Here is a 16,643-nt window from a genome sequence, read left to right as displayed (position 1 = left end):
TGTCGCTTTGTTGAAAGTCCGACAATGTAGCCGAATATTTATTGCAAGTAAAGCAAGTTCTCTTGCCAATTTTTACGAGTAATAGTGAATACCAGCTTCGGGTCGCAAGCTGCCGGGCGCAATTCCGGTCCCTGGCTGCGTCGGTAGTGATACGGCGATTGTCAGGTCAGTGACGAACTCGGTCGCAGCTGTTTCAGAACGTCACGCCAGGTGAAACACCTGCGTAAGCGGCCATTCCTTCGGCCGGTTGCCCGGTTCGACTTCCATCAGGTCGGCCATGTAGTCCCACCATCTGCGCATCACCGGATGCTGCGGCAGCGGGCCCAGGTCGTGGCCCGGGTGCAGCTTCATCACGGCAAACAGGTCGAGCGTTGCCTCGTCGAGGAAGATCGCATAGTCGTGGATGCCGGCGCCGGCCAGCAGCGCGGCCAGCTCGGGCCAGATCGCATCGTGCCGGCGGCGGTATTCGGCTTCGTTGCCGGCCTTGAGTTTCATGCGGAAGGCGCGCGTGGTGTGGCTGCTCATGGGGCTTGCTGCTCCTGAAGGTATGTCGCAGAGGAGATCGGCGCCCAAGGGCGCCGATGGGTGGATCAGACGATGCCGCTGCTGCTGGCGCCCGGCTTGACGGGCCGCAGGCCCGCGGCGCGGTCGCGGTAGCCGCTGGCGCGGTAGCACGCCACCGGGTCGGCGGCGGCGCCCAGGCGCACGCGCGCCATTGCCAGGATCGGGCTGACGTCGGTGCGGAAGGCGCGCTTGAGCGTCTGCGCAGCCTCCAGCACGTCGTTCTGCTCCTGCAGGCCGGCCAGTGCGACGCGGTCAACCAGGGCCGACTGCACGAAGGCGCGCTGCACTTCGACCGCGCTGCTCATCAGGCTTTCGATCGGATCGGTCACATTGTGCGACTGGTCCAGCATATAGGCCGGATTGAAGGCGTCGCCCTCGCGTTTGGCGGCGTCGGCCAGCTCGTTAAACACCAGGAACAGCTGGAACGGATTGATCGAACCGGAATCGAGGTCGTCGTCGCCGTACTTGCTGTCGTTGAAGTGAAAGCCCCCCAGCTTGCCGAATTGCGCCAGGCGCGCCACGATCATCTCGATGTTCGTGTTCGGTGCGTGATGGCCCAGGTCGACCAGGCACTTGGCCTTCGGCCCCAGCTCGGTGGCGCAAGCGAAGCTCGTGCCCCAGTCGGCGATGGTGGTCGCGTAGAACGCCGGCTCGAACAGCTTGTGCTCGATGAACACGTTCCAGTCCGATGGCAGCGCGGCGTAAATCTCGCGCATGCTCTCCAGGTAGCGCTCGAGCGCGCCGCGCAGGTTGTGCTGGCCCGGGAAATTGGCACCGTCGCCGACCCAGACCGTCAGCGCCTTCGAGCCGATGGCCTGGCCGACCTGAATGCAGTCAATATTGTGGGCGATGGCCTGGGCGCGCACCGCGGCGCTGTTGGACGTCAGGCTGCCGAACTTGTAGGTATGGTCCTGGCCCTGCTGGTCCTGGAAGGTGTTGGAATTGACCGCGTCGAACACGAGGCCCAGCGCGCGCGCCGTCTCGCGCAGTTCGGCGGTGTCGGTCGGCTTGTCCCATGGAAAGTGCGGCGACACGCTCGGCGTGGCGCGGGTCAGCTGGTGGATCACGGCGCAGTCTTCGAGCTTTTCGAACACATTGCGCGGCTCGCCCCGGCCCGGGAAGCGGGCAAAGCGCGTGCCGCCGGTGCCGGCGCCCCAGCTCGGCACAGCCACGGCGAAGGTCTGCGCCAGCGCGGTCAGTTGTTCGATGTCCAGGCCGCGGCGATCCAGCATGCCGCCCAATGCGTCATAGTCGGCCTGCAGTTGTGCGTGGTGCTTCGCATTCTGGTCCGCGACCAGGCCCGCGTCGATTACGCTCGTCATACTTGTCTCCTTGAGGCCGGCGGGCGAGCCCGCCGATTGCCGGTGATGTGCCCACAAGGGGCCGCATCCCGGCATGTTGTGATTTTATCTATCTTAACTTATCGGGTGAAGGCGGCGGCGTTACCGGCGTCCACATTCAGGATGTTGCCGGTGCTCTTGCCCGATTTGTCGCTGGCGAAGAAGTAGACGGCTTCCGCGATATCCTCCGGCAGCACGGCCAGTTTCAGCATGCTGCGCTTGCGGTAGAACTCCTCGACATCGTCGGCTTCGATCTTGTTGGAAGCGGCGCGTTCTTCCTTCCACTTGCCGTCCCAGATGCGCGAGCCGCGGATCACGGCATCCGGATTGACCACGTTGACGCGGATGCCGTATTCGGCACCTTCCAGCGCCACGCAGCGCGCCAGGTGCAGCTCGGCGGCCTTGGCGGTGCAGTAGGCCGAAGCGCCGGCCGACGCCACCAGGCCGTTCTTGCTGCCGACGAAGATCATGCTGCCGCCCAGACCCTGCTGCTTCATGATGCGGAAGGCGGCGCGGCTGGCAAGGAAGTAACCGGTGACGAGGATGTCCTGGTTGCGCTTCCAGATGTCGAGCGTCGTTTCGTCCAGCGGCGCGGCCGAAGCGATGCCGGCGTTCGAGACCAGGAGGTCGACGCCGCCGAAACGCAGCGACGCTGCTTCGAGGATGCCGGCCACGTCGTCTTCGCTCGTGATGTTGGCGCGCACGATGCCGACGCTGTCCGTGCCGCTGACCTTGACCAGGTCGCGGCCCGCCTGTTCGAGCGCCTCCGGATCGATATCGGTCAGCATCACGCATGCGCCCTCCTGCAGCAGCTGGCGGGCAACCGCCTGGCCGATGCCACCGGCGCCGCCCGTGACCAGGGCGATGCGCCCGGCCAGGCTTTTCGGCTTGGGCATGCGCTGCAGCTTGGCTTCCTCGAGCAGCCAGTATTCGATGTCGAACGCTTCCTGTTCCGGCAGGCCGACGTAGGTGTCGACGCCATTCGCGCCGCGCATCACATTGATCGCGTTGACATAGAATTCGCCGGCGATGCGCGCGGTGGCCTTGTCCTTGGCGAAGGCCAGCATGCCCACGCCCGGGATCAGGTAGATGATCGGGTTGGCGTCGCGGACCTTTGGGCTGGTGCTGCGTTTGCAGCGCTCGTAGTAGGCGGTGTAGTCGGCGCGGTAGTCGACCAGCGCCTGGTCCAGGCTCGCGGCCAGGCGGTCGAAGTCGGGCGCGGCCGGATCGAAGTCCAGCACCAGCGGGCGGATCTTGGTGCGCAGGAAGTGGTCGGGGCACGAGGTGCCCAGGGCCGCCAGCGGCGCCAGGTCGGCGCTGGTGACGAATTCGAGCACCGCGTCGCTATCGTCGAAATGGCCCAGCTTGAACTCGTCCTTGCTGATCTTGCCGCGCAGGAGAGGCATCAGGCGCCCGGCCAGTGCGGCGCGCTCGGCGGCCGGCAAGACCTGTTTGGCCTGGCCGCCGAACACCGGTTGCTGGATGTTCGCCGCCAGCCAATCCTCGGCGCGCTTGATGACCGCCAGGGTGGTTTCGTAGCACGACTCGGAGGTATCGCCCCAGGTGAACAGGCCGTGGCCTTCCAGGATCAGGCCCTTCAATTGCGGGTTTGCCTGCGACACGGCTTCGAGTTTCAGGCCCAGGTCGTAGCCCGGGCGCTGCCATGGCAGCCAGCCCAGTTCACCCTCGAAGATGTTGGCGGTGAGCGCCTTGCTGTTCTTGCAGGCGGCAATCGCGATGCACGCATCCGGGTGCATGTGGTCGACGTGACGGCGCGCGATGTAGGCATGCAGCGGGGTGTCGATGCTGGCCGCGCGCGGGTTCAGATTGAACGTGCAGTGCGGCAGGTAAGCGACCATTTCGTCTTCGTTCTCGAGACCGCGGTAGCGGTTCTTGAGCGCGTGCAGCTTGCTCATGTAGAGCGTCGAGAAGCCGTCGAGCTTGATGCTGCCCAGGTCGCCGCCCGAGCCCTTCACCCACAGCACCTCGACCTGCTCGCCCGAGAGCGGATCGACCATGTCGATCTTGGCCGACGTGTTGCCGCCGCCAAAATTGGTGATCCGCAGGTCGGAACCCAGCAGGTTGGACCGGTACAGCAGCAGTTCCGGCTCGCTCAGCGTGGCAGCGACGCCGGCATCCCAGCGCGAGGTGATCGGTTCACGCTGGTTCATTTCGCTCAAAGCGCCCATCAATTTCTCCTAGTTGATTGTTTTGTCATCGACCGATGATCGATGCGTCTCTTCCATGTCCTGCGTTTCAGTACTGCGGCCGGCGTACCTACAGCAATACGGCGTCGGCAGACAGTAGAAAGCAGCGGCCACCGGGGTGTCAACGACGAAGCAATCAACTTGCTGAGCAAGTTCGAATCAATCAGCAACGTGATTGGATTGCGCGTTTGTGCACTGCAACGTGCGCAAATAATCAACCAATTGATCATTGGGTGATTGACCTTATTGCATCTAGAAATTACTCTTTTCCAACAAACCGCGATTCCGGCTGAAAAAGAGGCCTGAACGACGGATTTTACGCCGCGAAAAAATACAGACGGCATTAGGAGGAGACAACGATGGTGAATCACAAACGCCGCAAGCGTTTGCTGAAACTGCTTGCCGAGCATCAGACGGTAACGGTCCAGCAGCTTGTTGAATGGCTCAATGCGTCCCCGGCAACGGTGCGGCGCGATATCAGTTGGCTGGCCGGCCGCAACCTGCTCACGCGCAACCGCGGCGGCGCCGAGAACCTGCTGCCCAAGACCCGCCAGTTCCCGCTCACGAGCGAGACGTTCCAGAACAATATCCAGTGCTTCGCGTCGCGCAAGCGCGCCATCGCCCGCTATGCGGCCGGCATGTGCACCGACGGCGAGACGATCATCATCAACGGTGGCACCACCACCTTCATGATGGCCGAGTTCCTCACCGAGAAGCAGCTCAAGATCTTGACCAACTCGTTCCTGATGGCCGAGCGCCTCCTGGTCTCGAGCGAGAACGAGATCATCGTCCCGGGCGGGCGCGTGTACCGCGAACAGAACGTCATCCTGTCGCCGTTCGACAACGACATCACCCAGCACCACTACGCCGGCAAGATGTTCATGAGCGTGTATGGCCTGTCGCTGCTGGGCCTGATGGAAGCAGACCCGATGCTGATCCAGGCCGAGAAGCGCCTGATCAGCCAGACCGAGGAACTGATCGTGCTGGCCGACAGCTCGAAGTTCGCGCGCAAGGCCGGCCTGATCCTGTGCGGACTGGACCGCGTGTCCACCGTCATCACCGATACCGACGCGTCCGACAAGGCCGTGCAGCTGCTCGAGCAGTATGGCGTGAAGGTGGTCACGGTCGAACCCGACGGCGAATCGCTGGCGCTGCGCGCCTCGCGCTTCAACCCACAATATGACATGCAGTCCGCCGCCCTGATGGAGATTTCCCATTGAAGATCAGACAGCTCCTGCTCGCCGCGGCCGCGGTCGGCGTGTTTGCCGGCCTGGCCGGCTGCGCCGACAAGAACACCGACAAGCAGCCTGAAAAAACCCGCATCGCGATGGTCGTGAAAAGTCTCGGCAACGGCTTCTTCGACGCCGCCCACCAGGGCGCGAAGGATGCCGCCACCGAAATTGGCGGCGTCGAGATCATCTATACCGGCCCGACGACGCCCAGCGCCGAAGGCCAGATCGAGATCATCAATTCCCTGATCAGCCAGAAGGTCGACGCGATCGTGATCTCGGCCAACGACCCGAACGCCCTGCTGCCGATCACCAAGAAGGCGATGCAGCGCGGGATCAAGGTGATCTCGTTCGATAGCGCGGTGGCCCCGGGCGGGCGCCAGATGCAGCTGCACCCGTCGAACGCGCAGCTGATCGGCGAGAAGCAGATCGAGATGGCCTCTGCCGAACTGCAGGGCAAGGGCGAGCTCGCGATCCTGTCGGCATCGGCCCAGGCGACCAACCAGAACATCTGGATCGGCGTGATGAAACAAACGCTCGGCAAGCCCGAGTACGCCGGCTTGACGCTCGTGGCCACCGTCTACGGGGACGACCAGTCGGACAAGAGCTACCGCGAAGCCATCGGCCTGCTGCGCAGCCACCCGAACCTGAAGGCGATCATCGCCCCGACCACGGTCGGCATCGTCGCGGCCAGCAAGGCCGTCGCCGACGAGGGCCTGGTCGGCAAGGTGTTCGTCACGGGCCTCGGCCTGCCGTCCGAGATGGCGGGCCACGTCAAGAGCGGCGCGGTGCGCGAGTTCGCGATCTGGAATCCGATCGACCTCGGGTATGCCGCCACCTATGCGGCGCACCAGTTCGTGACGGGCAAGGCAACGGCCGGCGCGGGCGCCAGCGTGTCGGTCGGCCGTCTCGGCGCCGTGACGCTGGACGCCAACGGCGAAGCCGCCCTCGGCCCGCCGTTCACGTACAACGCCGGCAACGTCGACAAGTTTGCCAGGCTGTTCTGACCCGGCCCGTCCGCCGCGCGCGCATCGCGCGCGGCGCCCCTCACCTGTTTTGCTACACCGAATGCCAGTGAACCAACTGACAAGCCCTCCCCTGCGCCCGACTGACGGCGCACACGATGCAGCAGCACGCCCTGGCGCGTCCATCACGCCGGTCCTGCAGCTGACTGGCATCACCAAGCGCTTTAACGGTGTGTGCGCGCTCAATGGCGTGCGCCTGTCCATCCGTCCCGGCGAAGTCATGGCCCTGATCGGCGAGAACGGGGCCGGCAAGTCGACCCTGGTCAAGACGCTGACCGGCATCCACCGGCCCGACGAAGGCGCCATCCTGCTCGACGGGAAGGCCATGGCCTTCGGCAGCCCGCAGGAAGCGATGGCGGCCGGGATCACCGCCGTGCACCAGGAAACCGTCATGTTCGACGAACTGACCGTCGCCGAGAACATCTATGTCGGCCGCCATCCGACCCGCGGCATCAGCGGGCGCATCGACTGGGCCGGCATCGAGGCCGCAGCCGAGAAGCTGTTCGCCCGCCTGGAAGTGGCGCTGCCGGTACGCGCCCGGGTGCGCGACCTGTCGGTGGCCCAGCGCCACTTCGTGGAGATCGCGCGCGCCCTGTCGCAGGATGCGCGCGTGGTGATCATGGACGAGCCGACCGCCGCGCTGTCGCAGCGCGAGATCCGCGAGCTGTACCGCATCATCGACCAGCTGCGCGCCAGCGGCACCGCCGTCATCTTCATCTCGCACAAGTTCGACGAGATCTTCGAGGTGGCCGACTGCTACACGGTCCTGCGCGACGGCCAGTTCGTCGCCGAAGGGCGCCTTGCCGACATCAGCGAACCGGAACTGGTGGCGCTGATGGTGGGCCGCGCCGTGCACCAGGCGTATCCGAAGGCCGACGTGGCGCTGGGCGCGCCGCTGCTGGAAGTGGAAGGCCTGTGCCATCCGACCGAATTTCGCAACGTGAGCTTCACGTTGCGCAAGGGCGAGATCCTGGGCTTTTATGGCCTGGTGGGCGCTGGCCGCTCGGAAGTGATGCAGGCGCTGTTCGGCTTGAGCACGCAGGTGAGCGGCGCCGTGCGCCTCGAGGGCAAGCCGGCGGTGTTTCGCACGCCCGGCGAAGCGATTGCCAGCGGCCTGGCCTATGTGCCGGAAGACCGCCAGCACCATGGCGCGCATCTGACGCTGCCGATCATGCACAACATCACCCTGCCGATCCTGTCTACATTCGGCTTCTTCCCGCGCGCCCGCGCCGAGGCGGCGCTGGCCCGTCGCTTTGCCGAACAGCTCGAACTGAAGGCCGCGTTCCTGACCCAGCACGTCGCCGAACTCTCGGGCGGCAACCAGCAGAAGGTGGTGCTCGGCAAATGGCTGGCCACCGACCCCAAGGTCATCATTCTCGACGAGCCGACCAAGGGCATCGACATCGGCTCCAAGGCCGCCGTGCACCGCTTCGTGAGCGAACTGGTCGAGCGCGGCCTGTCCGTGATCCTGGTCTCGTCCGAGCTGCCCGAAGTGCTTGGGCTGGCCGACCGCGTGGTCGTGATGCGCCAGGGCCGTGTGGTGCGCGAATTCACGCGCGCCGAGGCCACGCCCGAAACCGTGGTCGCTGCGGCGTCCGGGGTTGACCTGGGTCTGGAGGCGGCAGCATGAGCACGCACATGAGCACGCACATGAGCAAGCATATGAACATCCCGGAACTGTTCAGGCAGCGCGAGGCGCTGCTGGCACTAATGGTAGTCGCGCTGGTGCTGCTGGTGGGCCTGCGCTCCCCGGTGTTCGTCAGCGCCGCTTCGCTGTCGAACCTGCTCACCGACAGCACCTTGCTCGTGATGCTGGCGCTGACCCAGATGCTGGTGATCGTCACGCGCGGCATCGACCTGTCGGTGGCCTCTAACCTGGCGCTGGCGGGCATGGTCGCGGCGATGCTCGCTGCCGCCAATCCCGGCCTGCCGCTGGCCTTCGTGATGCTGGCGGCGGCCGCCACCGGCCTGGCCCTGGGCCTGGTCAACGGCTATCTGATCGGCTACCTGGCGCTGCCGCCGATCGTCGTTACGCTTGGCACCATGAGCGTCTATCGCGGGCTGGTGTTCGTGATCTCGGGCGGTGCCTGGGTGTCGGCGCACCACATGCCCGCGAACTTCGTCGCCTTTCCGCTGCAGCGCCTTCTCGGCCTGCCGCACCTGGTATGGATCGCGCTGGCCGCAGTGCTGGTGATGGCCTTCGTGGCGCGCCACACCCGCTTCGGGCGCGACCTGTACGCGATCGGCAACGCGCCGCAATGCGCCGCCTACATCGGCATCCCGACCGCGCGCCGGCTGCTGTGGACCTACGGCCTGTCGGGCATGGTCGCGGGGCTGTGCGGCTACCTGTGGGTGGCGCGCTACGCCGTGGCCTATACCGAGATCGCCTATGGTTTCGAGTTCACCGTGATCGCTGCCTGCGTCATCGGCGGGGCCAGCATCGCCGGCGGCGTGGGCTCGGTGCTCGGTACGCTATTCGGCGCGCTGTTTCTGTCGGTGATCGGCAACGCGCTGCCGGTGCTGCAAGTCTCGCCGTTCTGGCAAAGCGCGCTGACCGGCACCGTGATCCTGGTCGCCGTCCTGCTCAACGCCCGCGGCAACCGCCAGCGCAGCCGCCAGATCCTGCCGCTGCACCAGTCCGAACTACCTGCCGCAAGGAGCGCCGCATGAATGCGCGAACCATCGCCCCGGTTGATGTCAGACCACCAGTAACACCAGACGCCGAGACCGTGACCACGTCCCGCTATACGATCCTGGACCGCCAGAAGCCGACCCTGCGCCACGTGCTGGCGCGCTGGGAGACCCTTCTCGCGCTCTTGCTGCTGGCGGTATTCGTCATCGGCGGCGTCTCGCTCGAGCATTTCCTCGACCCGTATAACCTGCTCGACGGGACCGTCAACTTCAGCGAGAAGGCGCTGATCGCGCTGCCGATGGCCCTGTTGATCATCTGCCGCGAGATCGACATCTCGGTCGCCGGTACGCTGGCCCTGTCCTCGGTGGCGATGGGCATGGCGCACCAGGCCGGCGCGCCGCCGGAAGCCCTCGTGTTCGTGGCCGTCGGCACGGGCCTGGCCTGCGGCTGGCTCAATGGCTTCCTGGTCACGCGCTTCATGCTGCCCTCGATCGTCGTCACCATCGGCACCATCGCGCTGTACCGGGGCCTGGCCAGCGTCGCGCTGGGCGACCAGGCCTTCACCAACTACCCGCAGCTGATGGCCGACTGGGGCCAGGGCACCTTCTTCGGCGTGGTGCCACGCGCGTTCGTGATCCTGCTCGGCTTTGCGCTGCTGTTCGCGGTGGTGCTGCACGCGACGACACCCGGCCGGCGCATCTTCGCCATCGGGAACAATCCGGACGCCGCGCGCTTCTCGGGTATCGCCGTGGACCGCTACCGCCTTGGCCTGTTCATGCTCACCGGCGCCATGGCGGGCCTGGCGGCCTTCCTGCTGACAGGCCGCATCGGCAGCACGCGGCCGAATATCGCTACCGGCTGGGAACTGGAGATCATCACGATGGTGATCCTGGGCGGGGTGAGCATCGCCGGCGGCGCCGGCACCATCGGCGGCGTGCTGCTGGCGGTGCTGACAATGGGCGCGGTGACCTACGGCCTGGCGCTGGCCAATGTGCCCGGCATCTACATGACGATCGTGGTCGGCGTGCTGCTGCTGGCCACGATCTCGCTATCGCGCCTGATGCGCGGCAAATCAACCCGCCACTAGCAAGAAAGAACGGATTTACATGCATGCACTTCCGGGCGACGCCCTGATCGTCCTCGATATCGGCAAGACCAATGTCAAACTGGCCCTGGTCGACGCCGACGGACGGCTGATCGCCGAACAGCGCCGGCCCAATGCGATCCTGCACGACGGCCCTTACCCCCACCACGACACCGAAGGCATCTGGACCTGGATGCTGGCTACCTGCCGCGCGTTCGCGGGCCGTGCCCGCATCTCGGCCATCGTCCCGGTGACCCATGGCGCCACCGCGGCCCTGGTCAACGACGACGGCCTGGTGTTGCCGGTGCTCGACTACGAGGCGGCGCTGCCGGGCCTGGACTATGCGGCGCTGCGCCCGGCCTATGCGCAGACCTGTTCACCGCTGCTGCCGGCAGGCCTGAACCTGGGCCGCCAGCTTGCCTGGCTCGAGCAAGAGCATCCCGACGCGTTCGCGCGCGCGCGCCATATCCTGATGTACCCGCAGTACTGGGCCTGGCGCCTGTGCGGCGTGGCCGCCGGCGAGGCCACCTCGCTCGGCTGCCACACCGACCTGTGGGACCCGGTGCGCCAGGATTACTCACCATTGGTCGCGCGCATGGGCTGGGAAGCCCAACTGCCTCCGCTGGCGCCTCCCTGGGCCACGCTCGGCGTGCTGCGCCCGGACGTGGCGCAAGCCACGGGATTGCCTGCCGACTGCGAAGTCCTGTGCGGCATCCACGACAGCAACGCCTCGCTGATGCGCTACCTCGGCGGCGACAGCGCCACCACGCCGCGCACGGTGCTCTCCACCGGCACATGGCTCATCGCCGCCGCCTTCGGCGCCGACCTGGCCGGCCTGCGCGAAGACGCCGACATGCTGGCCAACACCAGTGCCCTCGGCCAACCGGTGGCCTGCATGCGCTTCATGGGCGGCCGCGAATTCGGCGCCCTGGCCGGCGAGCAGCCAGTGACCTGCTCGTTCGACCAGCTCGAACACATGGTCGGCCGTGGGACGATGGCCATCCCGTGCTTCGCCGATGGCGGCGGGCCCTTCGCCGGCAAGGCCGGCCGCATCGACGGCCCCGCGCCCATCAACGCTGGCGAACGCTTCGCGCTGGCGACGCTCTACTGCGTCCTGATGACCGACTACTGCCTCGACGCGCTCGGCGCGCGCGGCCCGATCACCGTCGAAGGCAGCTTCACCGCCAACCCCTGGTTCGGCCCCCTGCTGGCCAGCCTGCGCCCGCAGCAAGCCGTGAGCTACTCCGACGACGCCAGCGGCACCACCTGCGGCGGCTGGCTCCTGCGCTACCGCGCCGCCACCCCACCCGGCCAGCACCACCCCACACCCCCATGCACCATCGGGGGCCTCTCCGCCTACCGCAGCGCCTGGCGCAGCGCCCTCAGCCTTCACACACCCGCACATCAGCTCGCCACAACCAGCAATTAGGGTCAGAGTCGAATTATTTGCCAATTGATTTACTGAAGTTGGCAAACAATCTGACTCCGACCCTGATTGTTCTACCACTCACCCCAACAACAATTAGGGTCAGAGTCGAATTATTGGCCAATTGATTTACTGAAGTTGGCAAACAATCTGACGCTGACCCTCATTGTTTTACTGGTCGGCGCCTTGCATCAGTTCGAGGGGGACGCCGCCTCGGGTGGTGCGCAGGTTGATCAGTTGCACGGGTTCGAGCGCGTTTTCGGGGCGGCCGTTCGTGGTGACGGCCAGTGCGATCGTGTTGTCGCCGTTGGGGTTCAGGATGCCAGGCGGGATCACGAAGGTGCGCTGGGGGCCGATGTGGGCGATGAACTGGCCCATGTTCCAGCCGTTGACGAAAATCAGCGCGCGGTTTTCGCGGTCGGAGCGGGGTTGTGTCGTGTCGCCGAAGGCCAGGCCGAGCTGGATGTCGTGGTTGCGCGGAAGGTCGAGCTTGAATTGCGTGCGCAGCCAGAAGGTGCCGGCGGCCGGCGGCGGTGCGGTCGGGCGTGCGCTGGTCCAGCCCTGCGATGATGCGGATGGCAGGTGCCAGCCGCTGCGTTCGCCGTACAGGCCGCCGTTGTTCATCGGGCCGCGTACGCGATCGACCAGCGTTTCGCCACCATGGCGGCCCTGGATGCGCCAGGCGATCGGGGTGCCGAAGCGCTGGCCGCCGCGGCTTGTCAGCGAGGCCGAGATCAGGCCGCGCGCTTCGCGGTGGAAATCGTCCGCCATCAGGTTCCAGTTATGGGCGTTGTTGCGCACCATGACGGCCACCACGTGTTCGCCCGGCCTCAGGTCGCCCAGGGTCAGCTTGACGCTGTCCGTGGTTTCCGGGAAGGCGCGGCCCACGTCCAGTTCGTGCTGGCCGACGAAGCGGCCATCGACCCATACCTGCATCATGCCGGCCCCGCCCGCGCCATAGAACAGTTCGAGCTGGTTGGCCTTCGGATCGGTCGTCGTGAAGCGGCCGCGGTACCACACGTCGCCGTGGTGGAAACCGTAGTCGCTCATCGCCAGCGTCGGCTGGCCGCGCTCGGGCATGGTCCAGGTCTGGGCCGCCGAGGGGCGGCGGTCCGCCTGGACCCAGGCGCTGTCATCGAAGCGGGGCGCCGCTTCCACGCTGTCCATGCGCCGGGTCCAGGCCGCGCGGGCCAGGTCCGGCAGACGCACCGCGTCCGGTCCCTTCAGACCCACGGCGCGCACGCTGCCATCGGGCTGGCGCGTGAACGCAAGGTCCTGGCCATTGAAGCTGGCGCTCTCGAATGCGGGCCCCCAGATCTCGATGCCCGCATCCCCGTCGATATCACCGCGCAGCGCCAGTTTGCCGCCGGCCAGCGTGGCCGAACGCACCAGCGCCGGCGTGAACTGCAACGCGCGGCCGGCGCCGGTGTCCTGGGTCCAGAAGCGCATGCTGGTCTTCTCGTCGGCCAGCAGGAGCAGCAGCGGCGCGCGGCCACCGGCCGAGATGCGTACCCGCGCCAGGCCGTCGTGCTCGTAGCTCAGCACCAGGTCACCCTTCGCTGCATCCCAGCGTGACTGCACGGTCCCGGCCAGGACCTCGACCGCTGGTGCGCTCGCGTAGCGCAGCACCGTCTCGCCGGCCATGCCGTCGCGCCCGTGCAGCAGCGCGATATCGCGCTCGCCGTCGCGCAGGTGCGTCTGCAGTTCGGACGTCGAGTACACCAGGCGCTGGCGCTCCATGTCGTAGGACGCCAGCAGCATGCGCGCATCCTGGCCGCGCACGCTCGCGGCGATCGTGTAGTCGCCGTCACGCGTGGCCAGCCTGACGCTGAAGCGCTCCTCGCCCTGGCCGTCGGCCGGATTGTGGGCCGCGAACACGATATGGGTGCCCAGGCGCCGGTTGATGTTGTGATAGACCTTGACCTTGCCGCCCTCTGCAGCCAGCGGGGGCCCTTTGTCCATTTCGGCGAGCACGGCTTCGGCGGCCTGGACGAACATGCCCTGCTGCTTGAGGGCGTAGGCTTTCTCGCGCAGGCCGCGGTCTTCCGAGATCGCCGCGCCGTAATCGTACGAGGTGTACACGACCGGCCCCGCCAGCCAGCCCCAGGACGTGCCGCCGAAGGTCATGTAGACATTGTGGATCGTGATCCGGTTGATCAGGTTGGTGCCGTAGAACACCCGCTGGTAGCCCTTGCCCTGGCGCTCGGCCGTGCAGGCATAGGTGCCGTTCGAGCCCCAGTAGTCGAACCAGCCGCCGCCCAGTTCCGCCGCAAAACCAGGCGTGCCGGGCGAGGACAGCGCGCCGGCGCGCGGGCCTGGCGCTGCGTAGATGCCCCAGTCCGGGGCCTTGTTGGCGCCGGCCGGGTTGGCGTGCACGTCGCAGCTGCCGCCTGGATAGCCGTCAAAGGCATACATATCGGTCGGACCGGGGTTGGCCCAGGGCGCGGTCGAATTCTTGGGCGTCCAGTCGGGCAGGCGCCCGGCGGCGTTGTGAAAAAACGGGACCGTGATGCCGTCCTGGCGCGCCTTGCGCGCGAGGTGCGCCATCTGGCGCACGTGCTTCGGCTCGACCTTGCCCAGTTCATTCTCGAGCTGATAAGCGATCACGGTGCCGCCGCCATCGGTCACCTGATGGCGCGCGATGATCGCGTTTACCTGGGTCATCCACTCGTCGACCGCGGCCAGATAGACCGGATCGTCGGTGCGCGCCTCGCCGCGGTTGCGGAACATCCAGCCCGGATAACCACCGCCCGTCAGCTCGGAATTGATGTACGGGCCGGTGCGCGCAATGATGTACATGCCCTCTTCCTTCGCGATTTCCAGCGCGCGCTCGACGTTGCGCACGCCCGAGAAGTCGTACACGCCCGGCGCCGGCGAATGGTAGCCCCAGTCGAAATAGAACGCTACGCCATTGAAGCCCAGCGCCTTCATCTTCTGCATCACGTCGCGCCACAGCGACGGATTGGGCAGGCGAAACGGATGGATCTCGCCCGACCACACCACCACCCGCTTGCCGTCGATCTTGAGCGAATACTGGTCCCAGGCCACCTGCTTCGGTGACCCCTTGCGCGCGGTAGCGGCCGAGAACAGCCTGGCCTCGTCCTGCATCGCCCCGAAGCCGGACACCATTGCCGCCGTGCCTTTCAAGGCGCGCCGTTCGCCCCAGGTACGCCCGCCATCGGCGCTGTCGGCATGCCAGGCACGGGCCTGCGCGTCGCTGCCATACAGGCGCAGCGCCGATCCATGGCGCACAAATGCCGACACCGTCACGTCCTTGCCGAAACCGGCCAGCGTGGCCCCGACGCGCCACGGCCCGGCCAGCGCAGGGGCCCGCACCAGCACGAGCTGGCCGCCTTGCTGCGCGCGCGCCACCGCCAGATAGCCGTCACCATCCGCCAGCACCACGGCGCCGGCATGGCCGGCCAATCCCTGCAGCGCTTGTGCCGCCGGCCAGTCCTGCAACGCCGCATCGGGCGTGACGACCTGCGCGCCGCTGTCCGACCCCAGCACCAGGTGTAGCCGCCCGTCACGGTCGCGCACCCAGCCCGGCCTGGCCGCGCCGCCCGCAGGCACGTCGCGCACGAATTCCCACTGCCGCAAATTGCTTGACCGCGCCAGGCCAACGCCACCGGCGCCGTTCGCATAGGCGAGGTAGTAACGACCATCGGTGTGGCGCACCAGCGCCGGGTCACGCAGCACGCCAGCGGGCGGGGTCCAGGTTTCCGATGCCAGCGACGTGAAGTCGACGCCGTCGTTCGACGCCAGGATGCTCAGCACGTTGGCCGCACCGGCGCTCAGCGCCGGCATCAGGATGACCTGGCCCGCGGCGTCCCCGGCCTTGGCGGCGAGGGCCGCGGCCTCCAACCCCGACCCCTGGGGAATGCCCAGTTCCTGCGCCGCGGCGACCCCGCACAGCGCAGCGCCAGCCGTGGCCAATGCCGCCGCCATGCTGCGCATCGTATATTCATCCATCGTGTCAAGCCACTTCATACCGCACTCCTTTGCTGCAAATCTTCATCAAGACGGGCGGGATGGTCGCGCCGCGCCGCAAAAAACATCAATCCGCAACTGGCGCGCCGAAATCCGGCATGCCATCTGCGCGCCAAGTGATCGGCTGCGCGCGCGTATGCCGGTTCGGGTCGCGCAGTGGCTCACCGACGATCTCGCGGAAGTTGCGCGCATGGTAGACCAGGATATCGGTCTTGCCGTCAAGGCTGGTGGTGAAGCTGTTGTGGCCCGGGCCGTACTGGCCGTTCTCCTCGCTGCTGCGCAGCACCGGGACTGGCGACTTGGTCCAGGACGCGGGATCGAGCAGGTTCGCGTCGTCGCGCGCGCTGACCAGGCCCAGCGCGTAGTTGGCGTCGGTGGCGCTGGCCGAATACGTCAGCAGCACGCGGCCATGTTTGACCAGCACCGCCGGCGCTTCGTTGACGTGGTGGCCGATCTGTTCCCAGGGAAGGTCGGGTCGCGTGAGCAGCACTGCCGGCTGACGGATCGCCAGCGCACCGTCCATGCGCGCCAGGTAGATATTGGTCCCCTTGCTGCCGTCGGGCGCGCCCTGGGTCCAGGCCAGGTAGCGCTGGCCGCGGTGCGCGAAGGTGGTCGCGTCGAGGGCGAAGCTTTCCCAGCCCGTCCTGAGCTGGCCGCGCTCGATCCATTCGCCTTCCAGCGGATTGTCGGCGCTGTTTTCGAGCACGTACAGGCGGATCTCCCACACCTTGTCGGCGCGGCCGGCGCTGAAGTAGAGGTACCACTTGCCGTCGATCCGGTGCAGTTCCGGCGCCCAGATGTGGGCGCCCATCTCGCCACTGGCGTGCTTGCGCCAGACCACGTTCGCCTCGGCCTTGCCCAGGTCGTTCAGGCTGCGCGCGCGGCGCACCTCGATGCGGTCGTATTCGGGCACCGTGGCCGTGAAGTAGTACCAGCCGTCCGGCTGCAACGTAACATGGGGATCGGCGCGCTGCTGCACCAGCGGATTGGCGAAGCGGGGTTCGGTCGGCGGCGTGCCCGCGACCTGGCAGCCGGCCAGCGCCAGCAGCATGCCCAGCGCGGGAAGGTAGGCAATATGCATCGTGTCCTCTCAAACGAAAAAGCCAGCCACCCGGAGATGACTGGCTGCAGACAGACAGGCAGGAA

At 66.7% G+C, this 16,643-nt stretch carries 11 protein-coding genes; 6 read left to right on the top strand and 5 right to left on the bottom strand.

Annotated elements, in window-relative coordinates; genetic code table 11:
* Positions 1–201 precede the first annotated feature (201 nt).
* From RCH14_RS23135 to RCH14_RS23125, 3 genes are all read right to left on the bottom strand, one after another.
* Entirely contained in the window at positions 202–525 is a 324-nt protein-coding gene (locus RCH14_RS23135; RefSeq protein ID WP_343028455.1) for an L-rhamnose mutarotase, read from the bottom strand.
* 65 nt (positions 526–590) lie between these two features.
* Positions 591–1,886, bottom strand: coding sequence for an L-rhamnose catabolism isomerase (rhaI, locus tag RCH14_RS23130; RefSeq protein ID WP_343028454.1), 1,296 nt, complete (start codon positions 1,884–1,886; stop codon positions 591–593).
* 98 nt (positions 1,887–1,984) lie between these two features.
* Positions 1,985–4,093, bottom strand: a complete 2,109-nt coding sequence (locus RCH14_RS23125; protein WP_343028453.1) for a bifunctional rhamnulose-1-phosphate aldolase/short-chain dehydrogenase — start codon at positions 4,091–4,093, stop codon at positions 1,985–1,987.
* Positions 4,094–4,470: 377 nt separating this feature from the next.
* On the opposite strand from RCH14_RS23125, the gene RCH14_RS23120 reads away from it, so the two are divergent.
* The 6 genes from RCH14_RS23120 (at position 4,471) to RCH14_RS23095 (ending at position 11,510) form a co-directional block, all read left to right on the top strand.
* Positions 4,471–5,331: a DeoR/GlpR family DNA-binding transcription regulator gene (locus RCH14_RS23120; RefSeq protein WP_343028452.1), complete on the top strand. Its 861-nt coding sequence runs from the start codon at positions 4,471–4,473 to the stop codon at positions 5,329–5,331.
* Complete coding sequence (rhaS, locus tag RCH14_RS23115; protein ID WP_343028451.1) at positions 5,328–6,347, top strand: rhamnose ABC transporter substrate-binding protein; 1,020 nt, start codon at positions 5,328–5,330, stop codon at positions 6,345–6,347. The genes RCH14_RS23120 and rhaS overlap by 4 nt, the downstream gene beginning before the upstream one ends.
* 61 nt (positions 6,348–6,408) lie before the next feature.
* Positions 6,409–7,995 (top strand): sugar ABC transporter ATP-binding protein, encoded by a 1,587-nt coding sequence (locus RCH14_RS23110; protein ID WP_343028450.1) that lies wholly within the window; start codon positions 6,409–6,411, stop codon positions 7,993–7,995.
* Positions 7,996–8,015: 20 nt separating this feature from the next.
* The gene (locus RCH14_RS23105) at positions 8,016–9,035 is read left to right on the top strand and encodes an ABC transporter permease (protein ID WP_343028449.1); all 1,020 of its coding nucleotides are present in this window, start codon (positions 8,016–8,018) and stop codon (positions 9,033–9,035) included.
* On the top strand, positions 9,032–10,084 hold the full coding sequence (locus RCH14_RS23100; RefSeq protein ID WP_343028448.1) for an ABC transporter permease: 1,053 nt from the start codon (positions 9,032–9,034) through the stop codon (positions 10,082–10,084). The genes RCH14_RS23105 and RCH14_RS23100 overlap by 4 nt, the downstream gene beginning before the upstream one ends.
* Before the next feature lie 19 nt (positions 10,085–10,103).
* Positions 10,104–11,510 (top strand): FGGY family carbohydrate kinase, encoded by a 1,407-nt coding sequence (locus RCH14_RS23095; protein WP_343028447.1) that lies wholly within the window; start codon positions 10,104–10,106, stop codon positions 11,508–11,510.
* Between the two features lie 168 nt (positions 11,511–11,678).
* Here the strand turns inward: RCH14_RS23095 and RCH14_RS23090 are convergent, their stop codons facing one another.
* The gene (locus RCH14_RS23090) at positions 11,679–15,497 is read right to left on the bottom strand and encodes a beta-galactosidase (RefSeq protein ID WP_343028446.1); all 3,819 of its coding nucleotides are present in this window, start codon (positions 15,495–15,497) and stop codon (positions 11,679–11,681) included.
* Between the two features lie 67 nt (positions 15,498–15,564).
* Entirely contained in the window at positions 15,565–16,578 is a 1,014-nt protein-coding gene (locus RCH14_RS23085; RefSeq protein ID WP_343028445.1) for a glycoside hydrolase family 43 protein, read from the bottom strand.
* Between the last annotated feature and the right edge of the window lie 65 nt (positions 16,579–16,643).

This window comes from Massilia sp. MP_M2 (genome assembly GCF_039123635.1).
Lineage (GTDB): Bacteria > Pseudomonadota > Gammaproteobacteria > Burkholderiales > Burkholderiaceae_D > Telluria.
This window is presented reverse-complemented; position numbering and strand designations above follow the sequence as displayed.

Bases quoted from the DNA above. Each gene is read 5' to 3' on its own strand.
- RCH14_RS23095 (WP_343028447.1), top strand. From the start codon at position 10,104: ATGCATGCACTTCCGGGCGACGCCCTGATCGTCCTCGATATCGGCAAG.
- RCH14_RS23135 (WP_343028455.1), bottom strand. From the start codon at position 525: ATGAGCAGCCACACCACGCGCGCCTTCCGCATGAAACTCAAGGCCGGC.
- RCH14_RS23120 (WP_343028452.1), top strand. From the start codon at position 4,471: ATGGTGAATCACAAACGCCGCAAGCGTTTGCTGAAACTGCTTGCCGAG.
- rhaI (WP_343028454.1), bottom strand. From the start codon at position 1,886: ATGACGAGCGTAATCGACGCGGGCCTGGTCGCGGACCAGAATGCGAAG.
- RCH14_RS23105 (WP_343028449.1), top strand. From the start codon at position 8,016: ATGAGCAAGCATATGAACATCCCGGAACTGTTCAGGCAGCGCGAGGCG.
- RCH14_RS23090 (WP_343028446.1), bottom strand. From the start codon at position 15,497: ATGAAGTGGCTTGACACGATGGATGAATATACGATGCGCAGCATGGCG.
- RCH14_RS23100 (WP_343028448.1), top strand. From the start codon at position 9,032: ATGAATGCGCGAACCATCGCCCCGGTTGATGTCAGACCACCAGTAACA.
- RCH14_RS23110 (WP_343028450.1), top strand. From the start codon at position 6,409: ATGCCAGTGAACCAACTGACAAGCCCTCCCCTGCGCCCGACTGACGGC.
- RCH14_RS23125 (WP_343028453.1), bottom strand. From the start codon at position 4,093: ATGGGCGCTTTGAGCGAAATGAACCAGCGTGAACCGATCACCTCGCGC.
- RCH14_RS23085 (WP_343028445.1), bottom strand. From the start codon at position 16,578: ATGCATATTGCCTACCTTCCCGCGCTGGGCATGCTGCTGGCGCTGGCC.